Raw genomic sequence first — 23,751 nt, forward strand, 5'->3', positions numbered from 1 at the left:
CGCCTCCTGCTTAATGGGCGCCGAGCCGTTGGCCGCGGTAACTGCCGTCGGTGACGCGGCGGGACCAGTCCTGGTTGGCCAGGTACCAGTGCAGCGTGCGCTTGAGCCCGGTCTCGAAGGTCTCCTGCGGCGCCCAGCCGAGTTCGGTCTTGAGCTTGTCGGCATCGATGGCATAGCGCCGGTCGTGGCCCGGGCGGTCGGTGACGAACTGCTTGAGCTGGCTGTGCGGGCGATGCGGAGAATCCGGCAGCGCCTCGTCCAGCAGTGCGCAGAGGGTGTCGACCACCTCGAGGTTTGTGCGCTCACTGTCGCCGCCGACGTTGTAGACCTCGCCAGGGCGGCCGGCCTCGAGCACGCGCGCGATCGCCCGGCAGTGGTCGCCCACATACAGCCAGTCGCGCACATTGCCGCCGTCGCCGTAGATGGGCAGCGGCTCGCCGGCCATGGCCTTGCCGATCATCAGCGGGATCAGCTTTTCCGGGAACTGATAAGGCCCGTAATTGTTCGAGCAGTTGGTGGTCAGCACCGGCAGCCCGTAGGTGTGATGCCAGGCGCGCACCAGGTGATCGGACGCGGCCTTGGAGGCGGAGTAGGGGGAATTCGGCGCGTAGGCCGTGGTCTCGGTGAACCGGCCGGTGGGGCCGAGGGAGCCATAGACCTCGTCGGTGGACACATGCAGAAAGCGAAACGCCGTTTTGCGCCCGCCATCGAGCCCCGCCCAGTAGGCCCGGGCGGCGTCCAGCAGATTGAAGGTGCCAAGCACGTTGGTCTGGATGAAGTCCGCGGGGCCGTCGATGGAACGGTCCACGTGGCTCTCGGCGGCGAAGTTGACCACGGCGTCCACCGCATGCTCCCGCAGCAGCCGCGGGATCAGCTCGGCGTCACCGATGTCGCCCTCGATGAACTGGTGCCGCGGGTGCTGCATGACCCCGGCGAGGGTGTCCAGGTTACCCGCATAGGTGAGCTTGTCCAGGTTCAGGATGCGGACCTCGTCCTGCTCAAGCATCATGTGTACAAAGTTGCCGCCGATGAATCCGGCGCCGCCCGTGACCAGAATTGTCTGCATCTTGCTCATGTGGCGCGGTCGCTGCACTGCGGCGGCATCACGCGCATGCTTTGTGGAAAGCTCGACAGTCTACCATGCGTCGCCGCCGGGGATCCTCCCTTCACGCGCCGCCGAACAGATCCTTCAGCAACTGCACCGTGGTCTGTCGGCCCAGTTCGCCGATGGCGGTGGTCAGCGGTATCTCCTTGGGGCACACGCGCACGCAGTTCTGCGCGTTGCCGCAGTCGCTCAGGCCGCCTTCGGCCATGATGGCGTGCAGGCGCGTGGCCTTGTCGTAGCGGCCGGTGGGGTGGGCGTTCATCAGCCGCACCTGGGCCAGCGGGGCGGGACCGACGAAGGGCCGGTCCTGGTCGAACTGCGGGCAGGCGGCCATGCAGCAGCCGCAGTTCATGCAACGGCTGTACAGATAGTTGGCGGCCCAGGCCTGCTGCGACAGCCGCGGCGGGTGCTCGTGGGTGTCCCAGGGGCCGTCGATGCGCACCCAGGCGCGCACGCGCTTGAGGTTGTCCAGCAGGCGGGAGCGATCCACCAGCAGGTCGCGCACCACCGGGAACTTGGGCAGGGGCTCCAGCGTGACGGGGCTGTCCAGGTCGGCCAGCAGTGCCGAGCAGGCCGGTCGCGGGCGGCCGTTGATCAGCATCGCGCAGGCGCCGCAGACCTCTTCCATGCAGTTGTGCTCGAACGCCACCGGGTCCACCCGTGTGCCGTCGGTGGTGACCGGCTGGCCGCGCAGGTCCATCAGCGCCGAGACGACATTCGCACCCGCGCGCACCGGCAGCGCGAAGTGGTGCCAGTAGGGCTCGCTGTTGGGGTTGTCCTGCCGGCGGATGCGCAGCTCGATGGTCCGGGGTTCGTGGGCGTCGGTCACCGGTAGTCCCTCGGCTGTTCCGGTTGCAGCAGGCTCAGGTCCACCGGCTCGAAGCTGATGCGGGGGCTGTCGGTGCTGTACTCGGCCACGGTGGTCTTGAGCCATTCGGCATTGTTGGCCTTCCAGCGGGCGCGGTAGGCCTCGAACTCCGGGTCACCGGCGTATTTGTCCGGCGGCATCTCCAGCGCGAATTCCGGCTTGTAGTGGGCGCCGCGGCATTCGTCCCGGGCGCGGGCGCTGGCGGCCATGACCTGCGCGAGCTTCACCATGTCGAACACCTGCCTGGCGTGCGCCAGGCTCTGGTTGGCCCAGGCGTTGGCCTCCGCCAGGTCCAGCCGGGCGAAGCGCTGCTCCAGCTCGGCCAGTTCGGCGATGGCGGCATCCAGTTCGGCATTGTTGCGCACGACGCCGACCTTGGCCGTCATCAGCGCGCCCAGGGCCTGGTGCAGGTGGTAGGGGTTCTGGTCGCCCCGTGCGTGCATGAAATGCTGGTTGATCTGTGCCTGGTAGCGGATCTCGGCGTCGAAGTACTCCGCCGGCATCGCCTCTGCGCCAGTGGCGAGCCCGTTCAGGTAGCTGACCACCGCCTCGCCGGCGACGCGGCCCGAGTAGGAGGCCGACAGCAACGAATTGGCGCCGAGGCGGTTGGCGCCATGGTAGGCGTAGTCGCATTCGCCGCAGGCATACAGGCCGGGGATGCTGGTGGCGTGATTGCGCGGGCTGCCGGGCCGCATGCCACCGGTGCTGGTGTCCTTTTCGTAATCCACCCAGAGCCCGCCCATGGCGTAGTGGGCCGCCGGGAAGATCTCCATCGGCGCCTGCAGCGGGTCGCTGCCGGCAAACTTGCGGTAGATCGACAGGATGGCACCGAGGCGGCTGGCAACGAAGCCCCGGTCGAGATGGGTCAGGTCCAGGTAGACCCGATCGCTGCCGCCGACGCCTTGCCCGAGCTCGCGGGTCACCTTCCAGATGGCCCGGGAGGCGATGTCCCGTGGCACCGTGTTGCCGTAGGCCGGATACCAGTCCTCCAGGAAATAGAACCGCTCAGCCTCCGGGATGCGTGCCGGCTCGCGCCGATCGGCCGGATCCCGCGGCACCCAGATGCGCCCGCCCTCGCCGCGGGCGGCCTCGGACATCAGCCGGGTCTTGTCCTCCCCCAGCATGGCGGTGGGGTGAAACTGGAAGAATTCGGCGTTGGCGAACCGCGCGCCCTGCTGGTAGACGCGGCTGGCCGCGGCGCCGGTGGAGTTGGTGGAGCAGGTGGTCTTGGGCGCGTAGATCTGTCCCAGCCCGCCGGTGGCCAGCACCACCGCGTCGGCGCGAAAGGCGCGAACCTCAAGGCTGCGCAGGTCCATGGCAACGATGCCTCGACAGACCCCGTCGGCGTCCTTGACCAGCGACAGGAATTCCCACCACTCGTGCTTGTGCACACGGTCATCTGCCTCCAGCCGGCGGACCTGCTGATCGACGCCATGCAACAGCTGTTGCCCGGTGCTGGCGCCGGCAAAGCAGGTGCGACGGTGCTTGACGCCGCCGAACAGGCGCTGATCCAGCTGACCTTCTGGCGTGCGCGAAAAAGTGACGCCCATGCGCTCGAAGGTGCGGATCAGGCCCGGGGCATCCTCGCACATGGACTGGATTGGCGGCTGATTGGCCAGGTAGCTGCCGCCCTTGATGGTGTCGACGATGTGTTGCCGCACGCTGTCGTGCTCGCCCTTGGCATCGAACACCGCATTGATGCCGCCCTGGGCGCAGACCGAATGGGAGCGCATGACCTCGAACAGCGAGAACAGCCGCACCCGGTGGCCGGCCTCGGCAATGGTCAGCGTGGCCCAGAGCCCGCCGAGCCCGCCGCCGATGACGATGACTTCCCGGCCCCGGTTCATCATGCGCTGGCCCCCGCGCCGGAGGCGGTCAGAAAGCCGAGCAGCCCGTGGATGCCCAGCAGCGCCAGCGCCAGGCCGAAGCCGGCGCAGACCCAGCCGAACTGGCGCTGGGCCTCGGCGCTGGTGGTCAGGCCCCAGGCGATGGCGGCGGTGGCGAGTCCGTTGGCCAGGTGGAACACCGCCAGCAGCAGGCCGATCAGATAGAGCGCGAACACCAGCGGCTGTGACAGCGCGCCGTGCATGTGCGCGAACAGGTCATCGGCAATGCTCGGGTCGAACAGCCCGGCGATCCGCGTCAGGCCCACATGCAGCAGCAGGAACAGGATCAGGCCAAGGCCCGACAGCCGCTGCAGCCAGTACAGCCGGTTGCGCAGAAAGGGGTACTGCGCGGGCTCCGCGCGGCCGGCGCGGATGATGACCAGCCCGTACAGGGCGTGGAACAGCAGCGGCAGGGCGATGACGGTGATTTCGATCAGCGGCAGATAGTTCATGCCCTTCAGCGCGCCGACCACCTGCTCGTTATAGTGCGCCGCGCCGAGGCGCGACTGGGAGTTCTCCCACAGGTGGAAGACCAGAAACGCGCCGACCGGCAGCAACCCGAGCAACGAGTGGACGCGACGCAGCAGGAAATGGGCGTTGTGGATGGAACTGGACATGGCGCTCTTCGCGGCTCTCACTGCCTCGGCAGCTTAGCGCCCGGACGGCCCGCCAGAATTGACCATGCTCACCTGATGTCCAGTTTCACGGCTTCGCCCCCGGTCTGGAAATTCGCCGCCGCCCTTCCTTCTGCGCTCATCTCCCTGCAAACTTCACCCTTCAAGCTTCAGACTTTTCCGGAGGCCCATCCGTCATGCGACTGGGAATCGATCGACTGCTGGCCGAGGGCGCGTTGCGCAAACCGCTGCAGGGGCGCCGGGTGGCGCTGCTCGGGCATCCCGCGTCGGTGAATCATGTCGGGCGACACAGTCTCGACGCGCTGATGGCGCTGGGCGGGCTGGACATCACCGCCGCCTTCGGGCCGCAGCACGGCATGCGCGGCGACAAGCAGGACAACATGGTCGAGTCCGGCGACTACGTCGATCCGCTGCACGGCATCCCGGTGTTCAGCCTCTATGGGGACGTGCGTCATCCCACCGACGCGATGCTGGACCACTTCGACGTGCTGCTGGTGGATCTGCAGGACATCGGCACCCGCATCTACACCTATGTCACCACGCTGGCCTATGTGCTCGACGCCTGCGCCAGGCGGGGCAAGGCGGTGTGGATCCTGGACCGGCCCAACCCCGCCGGCCGGCCGATGGAGGGCAGCCTGCTCGAGCCCGGCTGGGAGAGCTTTGTCGGTGCCGGCCCGCTGCTGATGCGCCATGGCCTGACGCTGGGCGAGCTGGCCCTGTGGTTCGTCGCGCAACGCGGGCTGGACCTGGAGTGCCGGGTGATCGACATGGACGGCTACCAGCCGCAGGCCGCGCCCGGCTACGGCTGGCCGCGGGACGAGATCCCGTGGGTCAATCCCAGCCCGAATGCCTCCAGCCTGAACATGGCGCGCTGCTATCCCGGCACCGTGCTGCTGGAGGGAACCACCCTGTCGGAGGGGCGCGGCACCACCACGCCGCTGGAGCTCATGGGCGCGCCTGAACTCGACATCTGCCGGCTGCTGCAGCGCATGGAGAGCCTGTGCGCCGAATGGATGCAGGGGGCGGTGATCCGCTGCTGCGCCTTCGAGCCCACCTTCCACAAGCACCAGGGGCAGCTGTGCCACGGCGTCCAGATCCATACCGACACCGTGCATTACCAGCATCACCGGTTCAGCCCCTACCGGCTGGTGGCGCTGCTCCTGAAGGCCCTGCGTCTGGAATATCCCGACTACCCCATCTGGCGCGATTTCGCCTACGAGTACGAGACCGAGCGCCTGGCCATCGACCTGATCAGCGGTGGCACCTTTCTGCGGCAATGGGTGGATGACGCCGCCGCCGCGCCCTCCGATCTCGATGCACGGCTCCGACCAGACGAGCAGGCCTGGGCCGAGCAGACGCAGCCCTTCAGGCGCTATTGACGTCTCCAGGGCCCTGCCTGCCGCCGCCTTCGATCGCCCGTGGGGCCGCGGCCTCGACCCGGGCCGCGCTGCCGCGCCGAGGGACTTGCCGCTCGTACCGTCATTTGCGCTTGACGCCCCGCGGCCAATCCGGTTTAATTTGCGGCTCAGTCGTTGAGCAATTCGGCGGCTGTTGTCCCAAAGCCCAGGTAGCTCAGTTGGTAGAGCAGAGGACTGAAAATCCTCGTGTCGGCAGTTCGATTCTGTCCCTGGGCACCATTCTTCCAGCGGTATCGTACAGAATACCGCTTCGTCCGCGCGCTCTCCCTGGCGCTCCCCACTGATTCGGCAAATATGTCGCGCGCTACGTGTTTCCGGAGAAGGCGCCCGGCTGCAGATCACGGTCGAACTGCTCGCCGAGATGGTCACCATCAACCCCTTGGACTTCTTCGTCGAGCCCGGGGCGGAACGCTTTCCCTTCGCGTACGAGCCGCAGGCGCGCAAGGAACTGGCGCCTTACTTCGAGTGCGTCGAGACCGGTCCGCAATTGCGCGACTGGGTGGCCTCGGTGGAGCGGCGACCGCAGCCGATCGTCCATTTTCTGGTCGGGCTCAACCAGCGCCTGCCGCAGGACATCGGCTATGTGGGGCGCATGGAGCCGGGGGTGCAGACCTGCGAGGAGACGCTGTCCCTGGCCAGGGGCTCGTGCCGCGATTCCGGCTGGTTGCTGGTGCAGATCCTGCGGCATCTGGGGCTGGCGGCGCGTTTCGTGTCGGGCTACCTGGTGCAACTGGCGCCGGACGAGAAACCCCTCGACGACCCGTCCGGCCCGGAGCGCGACTTTCGACCTGCACGCCTGGGCGGAGGTCTTTGTACCGGGGGCGGGCTGGATCGGACTGGATCCGACCTCGGGGCTGTTCGCCGGTGAGGGGCACATCCCGCTGGCCTGTACCCCGGACCCGGTCAGCGCAGCTCCGGTGACTGGCGCGGTGGATGCCCGCCTGCGCGAAGACGACGTGTGCCTGACCATGGGCGGCGAGCCCACCTTCGTCTCCATCGACGACATGGATTCCGCGGAATGGAATACCGAGGCGCTGGGCGCGCGCAAGCGCGAGCGCACGGAGGTGCTGCTGTGACGGCGATTCGGTGACGGCGGCCTGCTGCATGTCTTCCTGCCGCCGCTGACGCACCTGTCGCACTGGTTGCTGCTGATCCGGGTGCTGGAGGCCGCGGTGGACGAGCTGGATGCGCGGATCGTCATCGAGGGCTACGAGCCGCCGGAGGATCCCCGACTCCGGCGCCGGCCCGAAGATCAGGCCTCTGCGACGGCCTGTCCGCGGTCGGGATCCTGGGCGTCGGTTGGGCGGGCGAACTGTGCGGGGCCGGTTGCGGTGTTCGCCAGGGGGATCTGGTAGGCTCCCGGGGGCGGGCCGGATTTCAGGATCTTCAGGTTTGGCGTGCGCGCTTTTTGTCTGCCGCGGGCGTTTGTTCGCATCAGGTTGCCCTCGATCCTGGCGCCCTTCTGCACCTGCACGGTGTCGTATTCGACATCGCCGAAGATCTCGGCGCCTGCGGCGAGCAACAGTTCGGTCGCGCGGATGCGCCCCTTCACCTGACCGCCGATTGCGACGCTGTCCCCGGAGATTGCGCCGTTGACGGACCCGCGTTCGCCGACAGAGATGCCGGCGGCGATCACCTGCCCGTCCACAGCACCTTCGATATGTACCTCGCCGGTGGTTCTCACATCGCCCACGATCTGCAGGTCTACCCCGAGAACCGAGGGCGGCACCTTCGAGCCGGGGCGGAACCGTTTGGCGCCGACCGCGGGCGCCTTGTCGGGAGCTGCGGTGTGGCCGGTGTTGCGGCGGGCAGAATCCGGCGAGGCCGAGCCGAGGTTGAATACATCTTTGAGCATGGGCGTTAACGTTCTTCGCATCAAGGCAATGGCATCGATTGGGCCCGCTGGCCCCGCGCAGGCCAGGCGTCGATGTTCGACCGAAAGCACGCCTGTCAGGCCCCTGCGCCGCGTTTGGCCTGCGGTCCTTCCTGGCAGCCAGCCCCGCGTGTTCCTGTAAGGCCTGAAGGCGACGACCATCAAACGCCGTTAAATGGTATCAGGTTGGCGTATGCTTTGTCGGGATTTGCCTTCAAGGAGGCGCTGATTTATTGGCCTCCTGGCCAAAAATCAGCACGCGATGCGAAAACGCGGTTTCCGAATCGCTCCATTTTCAGCGGCGTGCGCCGCTAAAAATAGCGGGGCTTCCTGCCCTGCGCAGGAAATGCTGGATAAATCAGCATTTCCTTGGGAGACGCTGATTTATTGGCCATCCTGGCCAAAAATCAGCACGCGATTCGAAAACGCGGTTTCCGAATCGCTGCATTTTCAGCGGCTTGCGCCGCTAAAAATGGCGGGGCCTCCTGCCCCGCACGGAAAATGCTGGATAAATCAGCATTTCCTTACAGTCCATTGCGGGCCCAGTGTGGTGACGTTGTGGTGACAGTGCATGAACCATGGATTATGGGAGCGCAAATGAAGATTCTTGTGGACGCAGACGCCTGCCCGGTCGTGATCCGGGAGATCCTGTTCAGGGCGTCGGCCCGCACCGGCGTGAGACTGGTCTTGATCGCCAATCAGCAGGTGCCGGTACCGCCTTCGCCGCAGATCACCATGGTGCGGGTGTCCGCGGGGTTCGACGTGGCGGACAATGAGATCGTGCAGCGGATGCAGCCCGGCGATCTGGTGGTGACCAGCGACATTCCGCTGGCGGCTGAGGCCATCGAGCAAGGGGGCGATGTGCTGAGCCCGCGAGGCGAGCGTTTCACCCGGGACAATATCCGGGCGCGCCTGAACATGCGCGACTTTCTGGACAGCATGCGCGCCAGCGGCGTGGACACGGGCGGTCCGCCGGCATTCGGCCAAGGCGACAGAAAGGCCTTTGCCGATCAGCTCGATCGCTTGTTGTCCAAGCGGGGCAGGGAATCCTAGCACGGCGCCTCTGCCAAAGAGGCACGCGAGCACTCATACGGTCACTGGGGGAAGAGGCCCGTCACGGCTCGTCAGAGGCGACGATGCGATCGCGTCCCTCGCGCTTGGCGCGGTACAGGCAGCGGTCGGCGCGCTCGAGCAAGGTGTCGACGGTATCGCCGTGGTAGACGCCGATGCCGCCGCTGATGGTGACCTGCAGTGCGGGCCGGGACCAGCGCTCGGCCTTGATCGCCCGGCGGATGCGCTCGGCGATCTCGACGGCGTCGGTGCGCGAGGCCGACGGCAGGATCACCAGCAGTTCCTCGCCGCCGTAGCGGCCGCAGAGGTCCGAGCCGCGGATGCATTGGCGCATGATCTCTGCGCTCCGCACCAGGACCTCGTCGCCGACCGCGTGGCCGAAGCCGTCGTTGATGCCCTTGAAGCGGTCCAGGTCGAACAGGATCACCGCCAGCGCCGTGCCGTTGCGCTCCGCCACGGCGATCTCCTCGTTGAGGCGGGTGAACAGGTAGCGACGGTTGTAGGCCTGGGTCAGCTCGTCGGTGTTGGCCGCCTGGTGCAGCCGCTGCTGCACCGCCTTGAGTTCGGACACGTCCACCAGCGACACCAGCCGATGCTCGTTGCCGGACAGGCTGACCTCGCTGGTGGAGACGATGGTCCAGTGGGTTTCGTCGTTGCCGGTGCTGAGCTGTACCTCGCGCTGGCCGTCTTTGGCTCGAGGCAGGCCGCTCTCCACTAGCTCGGCCCAGGCCGGGCTGTGCAGCCCGCCGGCAGCGTCGGGCACCAGCCCAAGCTGGATGGCCGCGGCCTGGTTGGCAAGCTGGATGCCGTTGCCGTCCGGCTCCAGCAGCAAGATCGGGATCGGCGCCACCTCCAGCAGGTTGCGCAGGTTGGCCTCGCTCTGGCTTAGTCGACGCAACAGCCAGGCCACGCCGAACCAGGCGGCGACAATGAACAGCAGCACCAGGGCGCCGATGCCGAACAGCCGGATGCGCACGTCGGCCAGCAGGGTCTCCAGCGAGTGCCGGTTGGCATAGAAGGTGGCCATGCCCATCAGCGCATAGCGCTGCGGGTGATAGAGCGGCACCTCGGTGACGAAGCTGTGAAGCTGCCGGTCATCGCCCTGCTGCAGGGTCATGGCCTCCGGCGGCAGCGCGACCCAGTCAGGGTTCAGAACTAGGAGGATACGATTGGTCAGGGGCTGGCCGCTGTCGCGCTCTTTCAGCAGCAGGATGGCATCGAGCCGGGTCTTCAGCTCGTCCAGCAGCAGCGCGGGTGGCAGATCGCGGCCGAGCAGATCCTCGATGCCGCGCGCCTGCGCCTGCGCCAGGGCATGCGCGCGGCTTTCTGCGTCCTGGCGCAGGGCCGGCTCCAGCGTCAGTACCCAGTAGCCGGCGATCAGCCCCGTCAGGAGCGCGCCGAGCAGGGCGAAGATCAGCGCCAGCCTGCGCTCCAGCCGGAACGCGTTTCGGCGTTGCCGCAGGCGCCCGTGGTTGAAGCCGACATCATTGCGCATGGTGGGCCACCCGCAGGAAGAACGGCTTGAAGTTCAGGCCGGCGCGCCCGGCCTGGGCCGGATTGATGGCCGGCAGGATGCGGTCGGCCACATGGATGCCGGCCACGGCGCCGGCGGCCACGTCGCCTGCAAAGGGCGAGAACACCAGTACCCGATGGTGCTCCGAGAGCCGGCGCAGCAGCTCCGGTTCGAGGCCGGAGCTGGCGACGAAGATCGCTCCGATGTGCCGTGCGCCATTGTCCTGCAGCTGTTCGACCGTCAGCACGCTGACCGCGATCGGGATGTCCTGGACCTTGTCCAGGGCTTCCAGCGCCGCAGCGGCCTGCCGCGCGGCCTGGTCGGAGGTACGGTAGACCACCGCGATCTCCAGCATGCCGTCGTCACGACGCTTCGTGGCAAGTTCCTGCTGTGCATCGAGCACCGCCGGAAACAGCTTGAGCCCGACCCGCAGACGCTGCTGCTCTTCCTGCCAGAGGGGGAGGGCACCAACCGGGCTGAGCCAGAACAACACCAGCAACAGGCAGCAGAGCGCCCGCAAGCCGCGCCGCGTGTACCAGAACTGGACCGATCGGTGGATCAAAAGGCGAAGCCGACGGACGCCCACCAGTGTCGCCCAGGGCGGGGGTAGTCGTCCAGGTAGGGCAGTGGCAGGCCGGGGAAGCCGGCGGGCTGGTCCGGATAACGGACGTCGGCATTGGTGAGGTTCTTCACCCCCAGATGGGCAAAGACCCCGCCGGCCGAGGCGCTACCGTAGCTCAGCGTCAGGTCCGCCGTGGTGTAGGCGTCCACCGGTGGACGCGTGTCGTCGGGCCGTCGCTCGCGCTCGCCGACGTAGCGCAGCTGCAGTGCCGCCGTCCAGGGCTCCACCGGTTGCCACAGCAGGGCCAGGTTGCCCAGCAGGTCGGTACCGCCCGCCAGCGGGCGGTCGGTGCCGCGGTCGAGGCTGTCGACGTAGGAGAGGTTGGCGTCGAGGCGCAGATGCGCGCCGAGCCGCTGCTCGTATTCCAGCTCGGCGCCGCGCAGGCGCACGTCGCTGCTGTTGGCGTAGCCGCTCTGCTCGTCGTCGAAGATGATCGGATCGGTCAGTTCGGAATGGAACAGGATCATCCGCGCCTTCCAGCTGTGCTTGCGCAGGATGTAGCCCAACTCATAGGTGGCGATCTCGCCGGCCTCGACGGAGTCGGTCAACTCGCCCGGATACGCCAGTTCGTAGAAGGTGGGCGGCCGGAATGCGCGGGCGTACTGCAGCTTGAGAATGTTCTCGTCATTCACGCGCCAAACCGCCGCCAGCCGCGGGTTCAGGTAGGTGCTGGCATCGCTGTAGTCGTCCAGGCGCAGGGCCCCGGTCAGGGTGACGCGCTCGCCCAGCCGGTACACGTCCTGCGCAACCAGGCTGAGGATGCGACGGTTGAGGCTGTCGTCGAGCCAGGGATAGTCGATGGCGAACTCCTCGGGCCAGTCCCAGGTGGCCTCGTCCACCTCCACATGGCTCGCCTCCAGACCCAGCAGCACCTGATGGCGGTCGTTGGGGCGCCAGTGGATGTCCGCCGCAGCCAGGTAGCGCGTCTCCTGGTAGTTCTGGCTCATGTAGACCGGATCGGTTGTGAACAGATCCGCCGGGAAGACGAACAGATCGTCACGATCGCGTTCGTAGCGCAGAGCCTCCAGCCGCAGCCGCGTGCTCAGGTCACCGCTCAGCGTCAGGTCGGCGCCGATCTGCAGCGACTGGTAGCCCTGGCGCGAGGCCAGCCGGTCGTCGTCCGGCGGCAGGAAGTGGTTGACGCCGAAATGGTCGCCGTAGTCGTCGTCCAGCAGCTTCACGGCCAGGAAGAAGTCGCGCCAGTTGAGGTTGGCGAACAGCCCGCGATAGCGGCGGGACTCGTTCGACGGTCCGGGCGCATTGGACAGCGACGGCAGGTCGATGACGTAGAGCCCGTCCTGGGCCACGTCCACGCCGGCGTCGCCGTCCAGCCCCAGCACGTTGAACGAGGCGCTGAGCTCGCGCGTGCCATCCTGCCAGTACCAGGCACCGCCGCCGCCCCAGACAGTGCCGCGGTCGCCGCCGTCCATGACCTGCGCGCCGAGGCTGCGCTGACGCTTGCGGGTGATGACGTCGATGACGCCGGCATAGGCGTATTCGCCGTGGACCGATGCGCCGGGACCGCGGATGACCTCGATGCGCTCCACCTGCTCGATGGGGATGTTCAGCACCGGGTTGGCGGTGGCATAGAGGGTGGCGTTCATGGACACGCCGTCGAGCAGGATCTTGAGATTGCCGGAGGCGTAGCCGTAGCCGACGCCACGGCTCAGGATCTGGCGCTCGCCGGTCATCTCTATCCCTTCGCTGATCCCTGGCACCAGCGCCAGCGCCTCGCTGACGGTGCGCACGCCACGGGCCATCAGGTCCTCGCCGATGAGGATGGTCGCCATGCCGGGCACAAAATCGGCGTTCATGCCGCTGCGGGTGGCCAGTTCGGTCTCCTGCTCCAGCAGGGCCATCAGGTCCTGCAGCCTGGCCGCGTCGTTCCGGGCTTGGGCCGGGGGCTGGTTCGGGGCCTGGTTCAGGGCCTGGGCCTCGCTGTGTGCGGTTGCGATGCCCGCAAGCAGCACCAGGCCGGCAATCAGCCCGGCCGATGGGGCCTGGCGCCGTGTGCGACCGGCGCGAGGTCTGGTTACCGCAGATTCATCCATCAAACTACTCGGAGGAAGGGCCGCCACAGCTTCCGATCAAGGCGGCCGCTGGGCCAAAACAAAGAGCCTTGATAACATATTTCAAGCCCAAAGGGTTGCCCGCGCGGGTGAGCAGACCCACGTGATCGGTTCATCGGGCGCCTTGGCCCGGTCGTAAACTGGGCGATGGTCAGGAGTGGTGGCGCGATGATAGCCGATCAAGCGGGGCAACAGGAACTGGCGGCAGATGGGGGGACGGTGCCGCTGCATGCCGCCGGCCCGCTACCGAACATGACGCGGCGACGGCGGCTGTTCCTGGCCCTGGTGGTGCTGACCATGGTCGGCGTCATGGGGCTGATGGGGCGGGCGCTGTCGGTGGGCGGCTTCACTGCCGCGGACCTGGCGCTCGGGCTGCTGTTCCTGGTGACCCTGCCCTGGACGGTCATCGGCTTCTGGAACGCGGTCATCGGCTTCCTGCTGATGCGCCGTCACCGCGACCCGGCGCGGGCGGTCTTCGCCGGACTCGCGCGCGCGGACGACCAAAGCGCCATCCGGGGCCGCACGGCCATCCTGTGTTGCATCCGTAACGAAGACGTCGCCATGGTGCGACGCAATCTCGATGCCATGATCGGGCAACTGCTGCAGAGCGGCGCGGCCAACCACTTCGCGTTCTTCGTGCTCAGCGACAGCGACTGGGACGAGGTGGTCGCAGCGGAAGCGGTGCTGATGGATGGCCTGCGGGAGCGCTGGGGGTCGCGCATCGCGCTGACGTACCGGCGGCGCGAGCGCAATCCCGGCTTCAAGGCCGGCAATGTGCAGGAATTCTGCCGGCGCTGGGGCCATGCATTCGATTACATGCTGGTGCTGGACGCCGACAGCCTGATGGATGCACCGACGCTGCTGCGCATGGTGCGCACCCTCGATCAGCGCCCGGAGGTCGGCATCCTGCAGTCGCTTGTGGTGGGGCTGCCCAGCGCCAGCGCCTTCGCCCGGCCGTTCCAGTTCGGCATGCGGCTGGGCATGAAGAGCTACAGTCTCGGCAGCGCCTGGTGGCAGGGCGACGCTGGCCCCTACTGGGGGCACAACGCCCTGATCCGGGTGGCGCCCTTCACCGCCCATTGCCATCTGCCCCGGCTGCGCGGCGACGGCCCCCTGTCGGGCTGGATCCTGAGCCATGACCAGGTGGAGGCGGTGCTGATGCGTCGGGCCGGCTACGAGGTGCGGGTGATGGCGGCGGAAACCGGTAGCTGGGAGGAAAACCCCACCACGCTGATCGAGTTCATCCGCCGTGACCTGCGCTGGTGTCAGGGCAATCTGCAGTACCTGCGCCTGCTCGGCCCCGGGTCGCCCCTGTGCGGCCTGGCGCCGGTGAGCCGCGTGCAACTGCTGCTCGCGGTGCTGATGTTCGTCGCCTCGCCCGCCTGGGTCGCCTTCATGCTGTACGGCGCTTGGCGCATCGCCAGCGAGCAGCAGGCGCTGTTCGACCCGCTCTGGGGAGCAGCGCTGCTGTGGCTGATGCTGGGCATGATCTTCGCGCCCAAGCTGGCCAGCCTGCTGGACGCCGTGCTCGACAAGGACTGTCGACGGCGCTACGGCGGCACCGGGGCGTTGCTGCTCGGCGGTGTCGCCGAGACCCTGTTCACCGCGCTGATCGCGCCGATCATGGCCATTGCCCACAGCCTGTTCATCGGCGGGTTGCTGTTCGGCCGGGCCATCGTCTGGGGCGCCCAGCGCCGACAGGTGCACGGCGTGCAGCCGGCGACGGCACTGCGCCGGCTGTGGCCACAGACGCTGATCGGCGCATTGGCTCTGGGCTGGCTGGCGTGGAGCGGACCCGGAATCCTGTTGCTGTTCTCGCCCTTCTACATCGGCGCCCTGCTGGCGGTGCCGTTGGCGGTGATCAGTGCCCGGCCCGGACTGGGGCGGACGCTGGCGCGGCTAGGCCTGTGGTGCATCCCCGACGAGACGGAACCCGAGCCGATGCTGCGTGCCCTGGGCCTCGACGCCCTGGCCGTCGCTAGGGAGGCGCCCCGCACCGCGGTCATCGACACGGCGGCGCGGGCGCATCCGCCCAGGCCGGCCCTGCGGCCGGTCACCCGCGGGCTGCGCCCCCTGACGGAGGATGCGCGCTGACCTCCACCGAACCTGCGAACACCAACGCCCAGGCCGCGAACGCCGCGATCGCGTCTGGATCGGGTGCGACGGCAGTCGAGGCCCTGGAGCCCCTGCTCGCGCCCCTGCGGGATCGTGCGTGCTGGGTGCTCGGGCAACTGGGGCAGTCTCTGGACGGGCGCATCGCCACCGATTCCGGACAGTCGCGCGACATCAGCGGCCCGCTAGACCTGATGCGGCTGCATGCGTTGCGGGCCCTGGCGGATGTGGTGATCGTCGGCGCCGGTACCGTTGCTGCCGACGATCCCCGGCTGACCGTGCGACTGGTGTCCGGTACCAACCCGGTGCGCGCGGTGCTCGACCCGTCGGCGCGGCTGGCCCCTGGATACCGCGTCTTCACCGACGGTCAGGCGACGACGCTGCATCTGGTGGCGGAAGCGTCGGCTGCCGGATCGCAGGCGGCCGGATCGCAGGTTGTCGGGCCGGGGGTGGAGCGCATTCCGGTGCGAACAGACCCGGCGCGGACCTTCCCGCCCCAAGGGGTACTGGCGGTGCTCCGCGACCGCGGGCTGCGGCGGGTGCTGGTGGAGGGGGGCGGCATCACCGTCTCCCGCTTCCTGCAGGCGGGGGTGCTGGATCGGCTGCATGTCAGCGTCGCGCCGCTGCTGATCGGCTCCGGTCGGCCGGGCATCACGCTGCCGCGCATCGAGCGCCTGGAACAGGCGCTGCGCCCGCCGCGGGTGCAGCATCATCGGCTTGGTGACGACCTGCTGTTCGATCTGCAATGGACGCCGGATGACGCCTGAGGGTGGCCGGACTCAGCACCGGAGCCATAACCGGAGCCGGATCAAGATCAAGAACCGGAACCCGAAGCCCTAGATCGGCAACGCCAGCAGGTCCAGATGCCCGACCTCCAGTGCCGTGCCGCCGGAGGTGAAGGCGGCACGCCGGCGTTCGCACCAGGCCTGGATACGTTCGCCCTGATGTCTGCCCTGCGTTGGTACCAGTGCCGCGGCGGCCTGTGCCCAGCCCTCAAGCCAGGCCGTCGCCAGTGCGGTGTCGGCGCTGCCCTGCAGCCGCCAGGGACTGGGCGCCAGTGTGCAGTCGTAACCCAGGGCCCGGAAGCGCGTGCAGGCATGGGCGGCGGCATCCGGTCCGAGCGCCGCGCCCAGGCCCTTGTCGGTGCGTTGATGGCGGTTCACCAGGGCGCGCATCCAGTCGTCGTCTGCGTCGGCCGGACCGGACCAGGCCACGCGGCCGTCATAGCTCAGCGTGAACAGCGCCGCGGCCCCCCGGGCATGGATGCGGCCGATCAGGTCATCCAGCCAGGCTGCGCTGACCAGGTCCAGCAGCGCCGACGCGGTGACCACTTCAGCCCGGGCCACCGCCGCGAGCCCGTCGGTGTGGAGGTCCCCCAGCATCGGCTGCAGGCAGACCGAGCACTCTGTTGGCGGCGTCAGGCGCGCGAGCAGGTCCGCATCGTGGTCGATGAGGGTCCAGTCGCGGGCCCAGGGCAGCCGTGGTGCCAGGTGACGCAGGTTGGCGCCGGTGCCGCAGCCCAGATCGAGGATCCGACGCCAACCGGCCCGGGCACCCGCCAGGGCCAGCCGCTGCTCCAGCGCCGCTGCGCGGGCGCGGTGATCCGCGGGTTCCCGCAGCGCGAGCCACTCGGCGGCGAAACGCTCAGTCGGCATCTTCGGTCCTCCGGCGAGGTAAGGGGTTCAGTGCCCCCAGTTCGGTGAGGGCGTCGGCAAAGCGGCGTGCCTGGGTCGGCCAGTCCGGCAGGGTGGCGGCATGCGCCAGGGCCCGTTCGGCGGCGTGACGGCGACGGTCGGGGTGGTCGAGAAAGACGCGCAGCGCCTGGCCCAATGCGGCGATGTCACCCGGCGGAACCAGCAGGCCGGCGTCGCCGGGCAGGGTGTGGGGGATGGCGCCGCCGGTGGTGCTGATCACCGGTAGTCCATGCACCAGGGCCTCGGTGAGCGCCATGCCGTAGCCCTCATACCAGGAGGGCAGCACGAACAGATCCGCTTGCCTGAGATGGGCCGCCAGTTCCACCGCCGGCAGTTCACCCGTCAGAACGATGCGCCGGCTCAGGCCCAATTCGCGCAGCCGGCGTGCCAGCGCGGCGGCGAAACCGGGATTGCGGGTCCGGCTGCCCACCAGCCAGGCCTGCCACGGACGTGCGCGCAGGCCGGCCAGGGCCTCGATCAGCAGATCCTGACCCTTGCGTGGTGTCAGGCTGCCGACGCAGAGCAGCCGCGGGCCGGCATCAGCGGCGCGGACTTGTGATGGACCCTGTCGCGGCGGCGGTTGATCCACCCCCGGTTCTACGATCCGGACACGCGGTCGCCGCACACCCAGGGCGTCCAGCCGGTCTGCGCTGAAGCCGCTGGTGACGATCACCCCGCGCGGTGCCCGCAGGCCGTCGGCCTCAAGCTGCAGCAGGCGCCTGCGCTCCGGCGCCGGCAGTCCGGTCTCGTCCCCCAGCGGATGGTGCACCAGCGCGACCAGGCGCAGGCGGGCGGCCTGTGCGTGTAGCAGCGCCGGCTGCGCCCCGCCGGCCAGCCCGTCGACAACGGCCAGGGTCCCGTCCGGCAGTGACTGCAGGCGCTGGCGGAAGATGCCGAGGTCATCGGCGTCCGGCAGCGGGTAGGTACCGGGCAATTCGTGCACCTGTAGCGTCCAGCCCAGGCCTTGCAGGCCGCGCACCATGCGCGCGTCGTATAGATAGCCGCCGGTGCGCTGCGCCAGGGCCCCGGCGACGAACAGATGCGCGGTGCAGCTCATGCGCGGCTCATGTCGGCTCTCGAATCGGCCCCTCGTAGCTGGCCCAGGCCAGATGCGACTCGTGCAGGCACACCTGCAGTGCGTCGCAGCCGGTGGCGTTCGGCCCCAGGCGGCCGGCATGGATGGCCTGAACCAGCCGGCGGTGGATCTCGCGGGCGAGGAATTCGGTGGTGGTGTTCACCCCCCGGAACGCGGGCAGTTCGTCGAGATTGCGGTAGTTGAGTTCGGCCAGCACCGCCTTCAGGGCCTCTGCGGCCAGGCCGATGTCCACCACCAGGCCGTCTGCGTCCAGGGATGCGCGTGCGAAGGTGGCGTCCACCACGTAGGTTGCCCCATGCAGGCGTTGCGCGGGACCGAAGGTCTCGCCTTGAAAGGAATGGGCGATCATGAAGTGGTCGCGAACATTGAGCTTGTACAAATCAGAACCCCTCGGCGGTTGGGTAGCGGATGCGGTGACAGAGGGTGTCGGGCGCGGCGCCGGGCGTTGCAAGCTCGGCAAGCACGGCGGGCAGCGACGCGAATGCGCTTTCGTCGGTGATCAGCCGGTCCAGCACCGGGTCGGCGAGCAGCGCCAGCGCCAGGCGCAGTCGCCGGGTGTGACTCCAGCGCGGGCGCCGATCCGGTGGCAACTGGCCGACCTGGCTGGCGATCAGGCGCAGCCGCCGGGGATGGAAATGGGCACCCAGGGGCAGCTCGACCGGGCGCGTGCCGTACCAGCTCAGGTCTACCAGCCGACCTTCGTCGCCCAGCAGCGGCAGCGCGCCGGCCAGTCCCTCGGGGCGGCCGCTGGCGTGGATGGCGATGTCGAACGGTGGCGGATGATCGGCGGGCTGGATGCGGGGTTGCCACTGCATGCCCAGCGCGGCGGCGACACCGGCGCGGGCATCCTGGGGGTCCACCAGCACCACCCGGGTCCCGGGCATGCGCGCGCACAGCCAGCCCGCAAGCAGGCCGACCACGCCGCCGCCGACCACCAGCACCCGATCGCCGACGGACACGCCGGCATCCCAGACGGCGTTGACCGCGGTCTCCAGGTTGGCGGCCAGCACCGCCCGCGCGGCGGGCACCTCCGTCGGCACGGGATGCAGGGCCTGCCACGGGACCTGGAACCGATCCTGATGTGGGTGCAGGCAGAACACCGGCTGGTTGAGCCGGGGCCCGGGCAGATCGTTGGCCGGATCGCCTGCCGGATCATCCCCCAGCGCCTCGACCACGCCGACGGTCATGTAGCCGTACTTCAGCGGGCCTGGAAACGCGCCTTGCTGGAACGGGGCGCGCATGTCGGCATACAGCGACGGGGGCACCTCGCCGCGGTGGATCAGCGTCTCGGTGCCCCGACTGATGGCGGAATATAGCGTCCGCACTCGCGCCTGTCCGGGCGCCAGCGGCGGCAGGGGTTCCTGCCGCAGCTCGCCGTGGCCCGGTCGACAGAGCCAGTAGGCGCGTGCGGTTGTTGATCCGCTCATGGTTCAGCCCCCGCATCCCGGCCGACATCCGATTGGCGATCACTGAACCCGAAAACCTGACCGTGATCGCTATACTGAGAGATGACCATACCATCACTCCGCACCCGGGGAGATGCTGATTCAATGGCCTCCCTGCTCTCCCTGGCTCGGCGCACGGGTGGACCTTGGACATCAGTGAGCCCATGCAGACCCAGGTTGTTAGCTCCATTGTCCTGCTGGTGGCCCTGATCCTGTTGGTGACGGGACTGCGGCGGATCGGACTGATCGAGGTCCGGCACGGGCAGTTGTTCGGCGCCTTGGTGACGCGGGTCACATTGCCGGCGCTGATCTTCGGCTCCCTGGCCAAATCGGCTCCGTGCTGGGGGTTTGAGCTGCTGGCACTGGTCATCCTGCTGGCGGAACTGGTGTGTTTGGCGGTGGCCTGGCTGGGTGGACGGTTGCTGCGTCTGTCGGCACCGGCGCTGGGGGCCGTGCTGCTGGCAGCGGCATTCGGCAGTTCTTCGATGCTTGGATATGCGCTGATCGGCGCGGTCTACGGGAACAACCGCGAGGCCATTGCCGAGGCGGTGGTCATCTCGGAGCTAGGTGTCGGGCCGGCGCTGTTCACCCTTGGCACCATGATCGCGCTCTATCACGGCCGCGCGGAGGGCAGCGTGCACAGCCGGCTGCTGGAGGCGCTGAAATTCTTCCGCTCGCCGATCTTTGTTGCGGTGGTACTCGGGCTGTCGTGGTCGCTGTTGCGGTTGCCTACCAGCGGGCCTTTGATGGGACTGCTGTTTCAGGGTGTTGGCGTACTGGGTTCGGCCAACACCTTCCTGGTCACGCTGACGGTCGGGGCGCTGCTGCACTTCGAGGGCATCCGCTCCGTTTTCGGACTGACAGTCTTGGTGGCGACGATCAAGTTGCTGCTGCAGCCGGGCGTGGCCTGGCTGGCGGCGATCGGGCTGGGAGCCACCGGGATCGGCGCGATCGAACTGGGTCTGGCGGATGCGCAGGCGCAGATCCTGATCCTTGAGGCCGCGATGCCCTCGGCGCTGCTGGCGGTGGTATTGGCCAACACCTACGGATGCGACGGCCATTTGGCTTCGAAGCTGGTGCTCGCCACCACGGTGGCGAGCATTGTCACGCTCCCGCTGATGGTGCAGTTGCTGCGCTGAGCGCGAGCAGCCGCGCGCGTTCCTGCGATTGCGACCAATCGGCCGTTACGGGGCGCGTCGTGCTTCCGCGTTTGGTGTGCCCGACTGAAACCACTCACCGCCGCCAGAAGGCGGGGCTCAGCAGTACCAGCAGGGTGAACACCTCCAGGCGGCCGAGCAGCATGGCAAAGCAGAGGATCCAGATACCGGGATCGTGCATGTCGAAGTAATGGGCGCCGACGGTGGCCAGTCCGGGGCCCAGGTTGTTCATGCAGGCGGCGACAGCGGAAAAGGAGGTCAGCAGGTCCAGTCCGGTGGCGGCCAGCGCCAGATACATGAAGGTGAACGCGGCCACATACAGCGAGAAGAAGCCCCAGACCGCATCGACGATGCGGTGGTTGATGACCTTTTCGCCCACCCGCACCGGCAGTTGTGCGTTGGGGTGGATCAGCCGGCCGATCTCGCGCAGCCCCTGCTTGATCAGCAGCAGGAAGCGGATCACCTTGATGCCGCCGCCGGTGGAGCCGGCGCAGCCGCCGACGAAGGCGAGAAACAGCAGCAGGATCTCGGTGAACGGCGGCCAGGTGTAGAATTCCGCGGTGGTGAAGCCGGTGGTGGTGCCGATGGAAACCACCTGGAACAGGCCCTTGGTGAAGGACTCCTCCCAGTCGATGTAGGTGTTGCTGTAGAACAGCGCGACGGTGACGATGGTGGTCACCACGGCCATCAGGAACAGATAGAAGCGAAACTCGCTGTCCTGGGCGTAGATCCGCGGGTCCATGCGCCGCACGGCGACGAAATGCAGCGCAAAGTTCACCCCCGACAGCAGCATGAAGACCACGGCGATCATCTCGATCAGGGTGCTGTCGTAGTAGCCGATGCTGGTGTCGTGGGTGGAGAAGCCGCCGATGGCCACGGTGGAGAAGGCATGGCAGATGGCATCGAAGGCGGACATGCCGGCGGCCCAGTAGCTCAGGCCGCAGGCCACGGTGAGCCCCAGGTAGATGTACCACAGCGCCTTGGCGGTCTCGGTGATGCGCGGCGTCAGCTTGGTCTCTTTCATCGGCCCCGGCATCTCCGCCCGGTACAGCTGCATGCCGCCGATGCCGAGCATCGGCAGCACCGCCACCGCCAGCACGATGATGCCCATGCCGCCGAGCCACTGCAGTTGCTGGCGGTACCAGAGCATGGCGTGGGGCAGGTCGTCGATGCCGAGGATGACCGTCGCCCCGGTGGTGGTGAGCCCGGACATGGACTCGAACACCGAGTCGGTCAGCGACAGGTCCGGTTCCGGCGAAAACATGAACGGCAGCGCGCCGGACAGGCCCAAGGCGACCCAGAACAGCACCACCACCAGGAAACCGTCGCGCAGCCGCAGTTCCTGGTGCATGCGGGCAACCGGCAGCCAGATCAGCGAGCCGACCCCCAGGATCACCAGAAAGGCGTAGATGAACGGCATGCCGGCGCCGTCGCCATAGATCACCGCCACCAGCGCCGGCGGCAGCATGGTGGTGCTGAACAGCATCAACAGCAGGCCGAGGACCTTCTGTACCGCGATGAAGCGTTTCATTGGCGAAGCTTACAGCCTCCAGCCGCCAGCCTCCAGAGTCGTCCACCCGGAAACCGCGGAGGCGCAGAGGACACAGAGTACGGAGGAGGCGTCCGCGCTCGGCGCTGAACGCACGGGCCGGGGCGGAAGTTTGAAGTGTGGAGGCCGCTTTCCTGGTCTCCGCGTTTTCTTCTCTGCGCCTTGGCGGTTCATCCAGCCGCGTCCGGGAGGGGCAATATCAGCACTGCCGAGTGGCTGGCGGCTGGCCGCTCAAAAAAAGGTCACGCCGACCTGGAACAGCTTTTCCACCTCAGGCACCCGCAGCTTGTCCTGCAGGAACAGGATCACATGATCCTCGGACTCGATCACGGTGTCGTGGTGGGCGATGAGGACCTCCTCGCCGCGGACGATGGCGCCGATGCTGGCCCCCTTGGGCAGGTTGATGGCCTCGATCGGGCGGCCCACCACCTTGGACGAGCTCTCGTCGCCATGGGCGATGGCCTCGATGGCCTCGGCGGCCCCGTGGCGCAGGGAGTGCACCATGACCACATCACCGCGCCGGACATGCTTGAGCAGGCTGCCGATGGTGGCCTGCTGCGGCGAGATGGCGATGTCGATGGGGCCGCTCTGCACCAGGTCCACGTAGGCGGTGCGGTTGATCAGGGCCATGACCTTGCGCGCACCGAGCCGCTTGGCCAGCATCGCGGAGAGGATGTTGGCCTCGTCGTCGTCGGTCACGGCGCAGAAGACATCCGTATCCTCGATGTTCTCTTCCAGCAGCAGTTCCTCGTCTGCCGCGTCGCCGTGCAGCACGATGGTGCGTTCCAGCTGCTCGGCGATGTGCTTGCAGCGGGGCAGGTCGCTCTCGATGACCTTTACCCGGAAGTCGCGCTCCGTGGCCCGGGCCAGGCGCGTGCCGATGTTGCCGCCGCCGGCGAAGATCAGCCGCTTGTAGGGCTTTTCCAGGCGGCGCAGTTCGCTCATCACCGAGCGGATATGCTTCGGCGCGGCGACGAAGAAGACCTCGTCGTCCGCCTCGATCACGGTGTTGCCGCCGGGCTGTATGGCCCGGTCGTGGCGGTAGATGGCCGCGACCCGGGTGTCCACATGGGGCATGTGGTCGTACAGGGTGCGCAGTTCATGGCCCACCAGTGGACCGCCGTAGTAGGCGCGCACCGCCACCAGCCGGACCCGGCCGGCGGCGAAGTCCGTCACCTGCAGCGTGCCCGGATTCTCGATCAGCCGCAGGATGTAGTCGGTGACCAACTGCTCGGGGCTGATGCGGACATCGATGGGCAGGGCCTCCGTGCCGAACAGCTTTTCCTGCTCCAGAAAGCTCTGCGCACGCACCCGGGCGATCTTGGTCGGGGTGTGGAACAGGGTGTAGGCCACCTGGCAGGCCACCATGTTGGTCTCGTCGCTGTTGGTCACGGCGATGATCATGTCCGTGTCCTCGGCGCCGGCGCGGGTCAGCACGTCCGGATGGGCGCCGTGGCCCTGCAGCGTGCGCAGGTCGAAGCGGTCGGCCAGCTCCCGCAGGCGCCCGGCGTCGGTATCCACCACCGTGATGTCGTTGGCCTCGTTGACCAGATTGGCGGCCACCGAGGTGCCGACCTGGCCGGCCCCGAGGATGAGGATTTTCATTGGTCAGCAGCCTCCAGCGCCCAGCCGCCAGAG

The 23,751-nt window shown here is 68.0% G+C and carries 20 protein-coding genes, 1 tRNA gene and 1 pseudogene; 8 read left to right on the forward strand and 14 right to left on the reverse strand.

Going from position 1 to position 23,751, the window contains the following annotated elements:
• Positions 1-10 precede the first annotated feature (10 nt).
• The 4 genes from rfbB to F2Q65_RS14365 all read right to left on the reverse strand — a co-directional run bounded on the left by rfbB (position 11) and on the right by F2Q65_RS14365 (position 4,476).
• On the reverse strand, positions 11-1,066 hold the full coding sequence (gene rfbB, locus F2Q65_RS14350) for a dTDP-glucose 4,6-dehydratase (protein ID WP_150094129.1): 1,056 nt from the start codon (positions 1,064-1,066) through the stop codon (positions 11-13).
• A 100-nt stretch (positions 1,067-1,166) separates the two neighbouring features.
• Positions 1,167-1,934 carry a succinate dehydrogenase iron-sulfur subunit gene (sdhB, locus tag F2Q65_RS14355; RefSeq protein ID WP_246156239.1) on the reverse strand — a complete coding sequence of 256 codons (768 nt, stop codon included), beginning with the start codon at positions 1,932-1,934 and terminating at the stop codon, positions 1,167-1,169.
• Positions 1,931-3,823 carry a succinate dehydrogenase (quinone) flavoprotein subunit gene (sdhA, locus tag F2Q65_RS14360; protein ID WP_281291045.1) on the reverse strand — a complete coding sequence of 631 codons (1,893 nt, stop codon included), beginning with the start codon at positions 3,821-3,823 and terminating at the stop codon, positions 1,931-1,933. Before sdhA ends, sdhB begins: the two co-directional genes overlap by 4 nt.
• Positions 3,820-4,476, reverse strand: coding sequence for a succinate dehydrogenase/fumarate reductase transmembrane subunit (locus tag F2Q65_RS14365; protein ID WP_150094103.1), 657 nt, complete (start codon positions 4,474-4,476; stop codon positions 3,820-3,822). The genes sdhA and F2Q65_RS14365 overlap by 4 nt, the downstream gene beginning before the upstream one ends.
• Before the next feature lie 194 nt (positions 4,477-4,670).
• Between F2Q65_RS14365 and F2Q65_RS14370 the strand changes: the two genes are divergently transcribed.
• The 4 genes and pseudogenes from F2Q65_RS14370 to F2Q65_RS14385 all read left to right on the forward strand — a co-directional run bounded on the left by F2Q65_RS14370 (position 4,671) and on the right by F2Q65_RS14385 (position 7,267).
• On the forward strand, positions 4,671-5,873 hold the full coding sequence (locus F2Q65_RS14370) for an exo-beta-N-acetylmuramidase NamZ family protein (protein WP_150094104.1): 1,203 nt from the start codon (positions 4,671-4,673) through the stop codon (positions 5,871-5,873).
• A 182-nt stretch (positions 5,874-6,055) separates the two neighbouring features.
• Positions 6,056-6,131, forward strand: a tRNA-Phe gene (locus tag F2Q65_RS14375).
• Positions 6,132-6,196: 65 nt separating this feature from the next.
• Positions 6,197-6,985 (forward strand): annotated as a pseudogene (locus F2Q65_RS20455) (transglutaminase family protein); the annotation flags it as partial.
• Between the two features lie 27 nt (positions 6,986-7,012).
• Positions 7,013-7,267, forward strand: coding sequence for a transglutaminase family protein (locus F2Q65_RS14385; protein ID WP_386113663.1), 255 nt, complete (start codon positions 7,013-7,015; stop codon positions 7,265-7,267).
• Here the strand turns inward: F2Q65_RS14385 and F2Q65_RS14390 are convergent.
• Positions 7,165-7,767, reverse strand: coding sequence for a bactofilin family protein (locus F2Q65_RS14390; protein ID WP_170265745.1), 603 nt, complete (start codon positions 7,765-7,767; stop codon positions 7,165-7,167). The two genes, F2Q65_RS14385 and F2Q65_RS14390, sit on opposite strands and share 103 nt — an antisense overlap.
• A gap of 615 nt (positions 7,768-8,382) precedes the next feature.
• Here F2Q65_RS14390 and F2Q65_RS14395 point away from each other — a divergent pair.
• On the forward strand, positions 8,383-8,838 hold the full coding sequence (locus tag F2Q65_RS14395) for a YaiI/YqxD family protein (RefSeq protein ID WP_150094132.1): 456 nt from the start codon (positions 8,383-8,385) through the stop codon (positions 8,836-8,838).
• A 61-nt stretch (positions 8,839-8,899) separates the two neighbouring features.
• Here F2Q65_RS14395 and F2Q65_RS14400 read toward each other — a convergent pair whose 3' ends face one another.
• The 3 genes from F2Q65_RS14400 to F2Q65_RS14410 are packed head-to-tail and all read right to left on the reverse strand — an operon-like array spanning position 8,900 to position 13,042.
• Entirely contained in the window at positions 8,900-10,351 is a 1,452-nt protein-coding gene (locus F2Q65_RS14400; RefSeq protein WP_150094106.1) for a GGDEF domain-containing protein, read from the reverse strand.
• Positions 10,341-10,931 carry a hypothetical protein gene (locus tag F2Q65_RS14405; RefSeq protein WP_150094107.1) on the reverse strand — a complete coding sequence of 197 codons (591 nt, stop codon included), beginning with the start codon at positions 10,929-10,931 and terminating at the stop codon, positions 10,341-10,343. The genes F2Q65_RS14400 and F2Q65_RS14405 overlap by 11 nt, the downstream gene beginning before the upstream one ends.
• Positions 10,928-13,042, reverse strand: a complete 2,115-nt coding sequence (locus tag F2Q65_RS14410; protein ID WP_150094108.1) for a TonB-dependent receptor plug domain-containing protein — start codon at positions 13,040-13,042, stop codon at positions 10,928-10,930. Before F2Q65_RS14410 ends, F2Q65_RS14405 begins: the two co-directional genes overlap by 4 nt.
• A gap of 186 nt (positions 13,043-13,228) precedes the next feature.
• Here F2Q65_RS14410 and mdoH point away from each other — a divergent pair, with 186 nt between their 5' ends.
• On the forward strand, positions 13,229-15,154 hold the full coding sequence (gene mdoH / locus F2Q65_RS14415; RefSeq protein ID WP_246156246.1) for a glucans biosynthesis glucosyltransferase MdoH: 1,926 nt from the start codon (positions 13,229-13,231) through the stop codon (positions 15,152-15,154).
• Complete coding sequence (locus tag F2Q65_RS14420) at positions 15,151-15,939, forward strand: RibD family protein (protein WP_386113666.1); 789 nt, start codon at positions 15,151-15,153, stop codon at positions 15,937-15,939. The genes mdoH and F2Q65_RS14420 overlap by 4 nt, the downstream gene beginning before the upstream one ends.
• Before the next feature lie 69 nt (positions 15,940-16,008).
• Here the strand turns inward: F2Q65_RS14420 and F2Q65_RS14425 are convergent, their stop codons facing one another.
• Genes F2Q65_RS14425 through F2Q65_RS14440 form a run of 4 tightly spaced genes read right to left on the reverse strand, consistent with a single transcriptional unit; the run spans position 16,009 to position 19,389 of the window.
• Positions 16,009-16,827: a class I SAM-dependent methyltransferase gene (locus tag F2Q65_RS14425; RefSeq protein WP_150094110.1), complete on the reverse strand. Its 819-nt coding sequence runs from the start codon at positions 16,825-16,827 to the stop codon at positions 16,009-16,011.
• On the reverse strand, positions 16,817-17,923 hold the full coding sequence (locus tag F2Q65_RS14430; RefSeq protein ID WP_150094111.1) for a glycosyltransferase family 4 protein: 1,107 nt from the start codon (positions 17,921-17,923) through the stop codon (positions 16,817-16,819). Before F2Q65_RS14430 ends, F2Q65_RS14425 begins: the two co-directional genes overlap by 11 nt.
• Positions 17,924-17,930: 7 nt before the next feature.
• Positions 17,931-18,341 (reverse strand): 6-pyruvoyl trahydropterin synthase family protein, encoded by a 411-nt coding sequence (locus tag F2Q65_RS14435; RefSeq protein ID WP_150094112.1) that lies wholly within the window; start codon positions 18,339-18,341, stop codon positions 17,931-17,933.
• Between the two features lies 1 nt (position 18,342).
• A complete protein-coding gene (locus tag F2Q65_RS14440; RefSeq protein ID WP_150094113.1) occupies positions 18,343-19,389 on the reverse strand; it encodes a zinc-dependent alcohol dehydrogenase in 1,047 nt (348 codons plus the stop codon).
• Between the two features lie 182 nt (positions 19,390-19,571).
• Between F2Q65_RS14440 and F2Q65_RS14445 the strand changes: the two genes are divergently transcribed.
• Complete coding sequence (locus tag F2Q65_RS14445; protein WP_150094114.1) at positions 19,572-20,546, forward strand: AEC family transporter; 975 nt, start codon at positions 19,572-19,574, stop codon at positions 20,544-20,546.
• 94 nt (positions 20,547-20,640) lie between these two features.
• Here F2Q65_RS14445 and F2Q65_RS14450 read toward each other — a convergent pair whose 3' ends face one another.
• Complete coding sequence (locus F2Q65_RS14450) at positions 20,641-22,095, reverse strand: TrkH family potassium uptake protein (protein WP_150094115.1); 1,455 nt, start codon at positions 22,093-22,095, stop codon at positions 20,641-20,643.
• Positions 22,096-22,344: 249 nt separating this feature from the next.
• The gene (trkA, locus tag F2Q65_RS14455) at positions 22,345-23,718 is read right to left on the reverse strand and encodes a Trk system potassium transporter TrkA (RefSeq protein WP_150094116.1); all 1,374 of its coding nucleotides are present in this window, start codon (positions 23,716-23,718) and stop codon (positions 22,345-22,347) included.
• Positions 23,719-23,751 lie beyond the last annotated feature (33 nt).

Origin of the sequence: Thiohalocapsa marina (assembly GCF_008632335.1) — a bacterium.
GTDB lineage: Bacteria > Pseudomonadota > Gammaproteobacteria > Chromatiales > Chromatiaceae > Thiohalocapsa > Thiohalocapsa marina.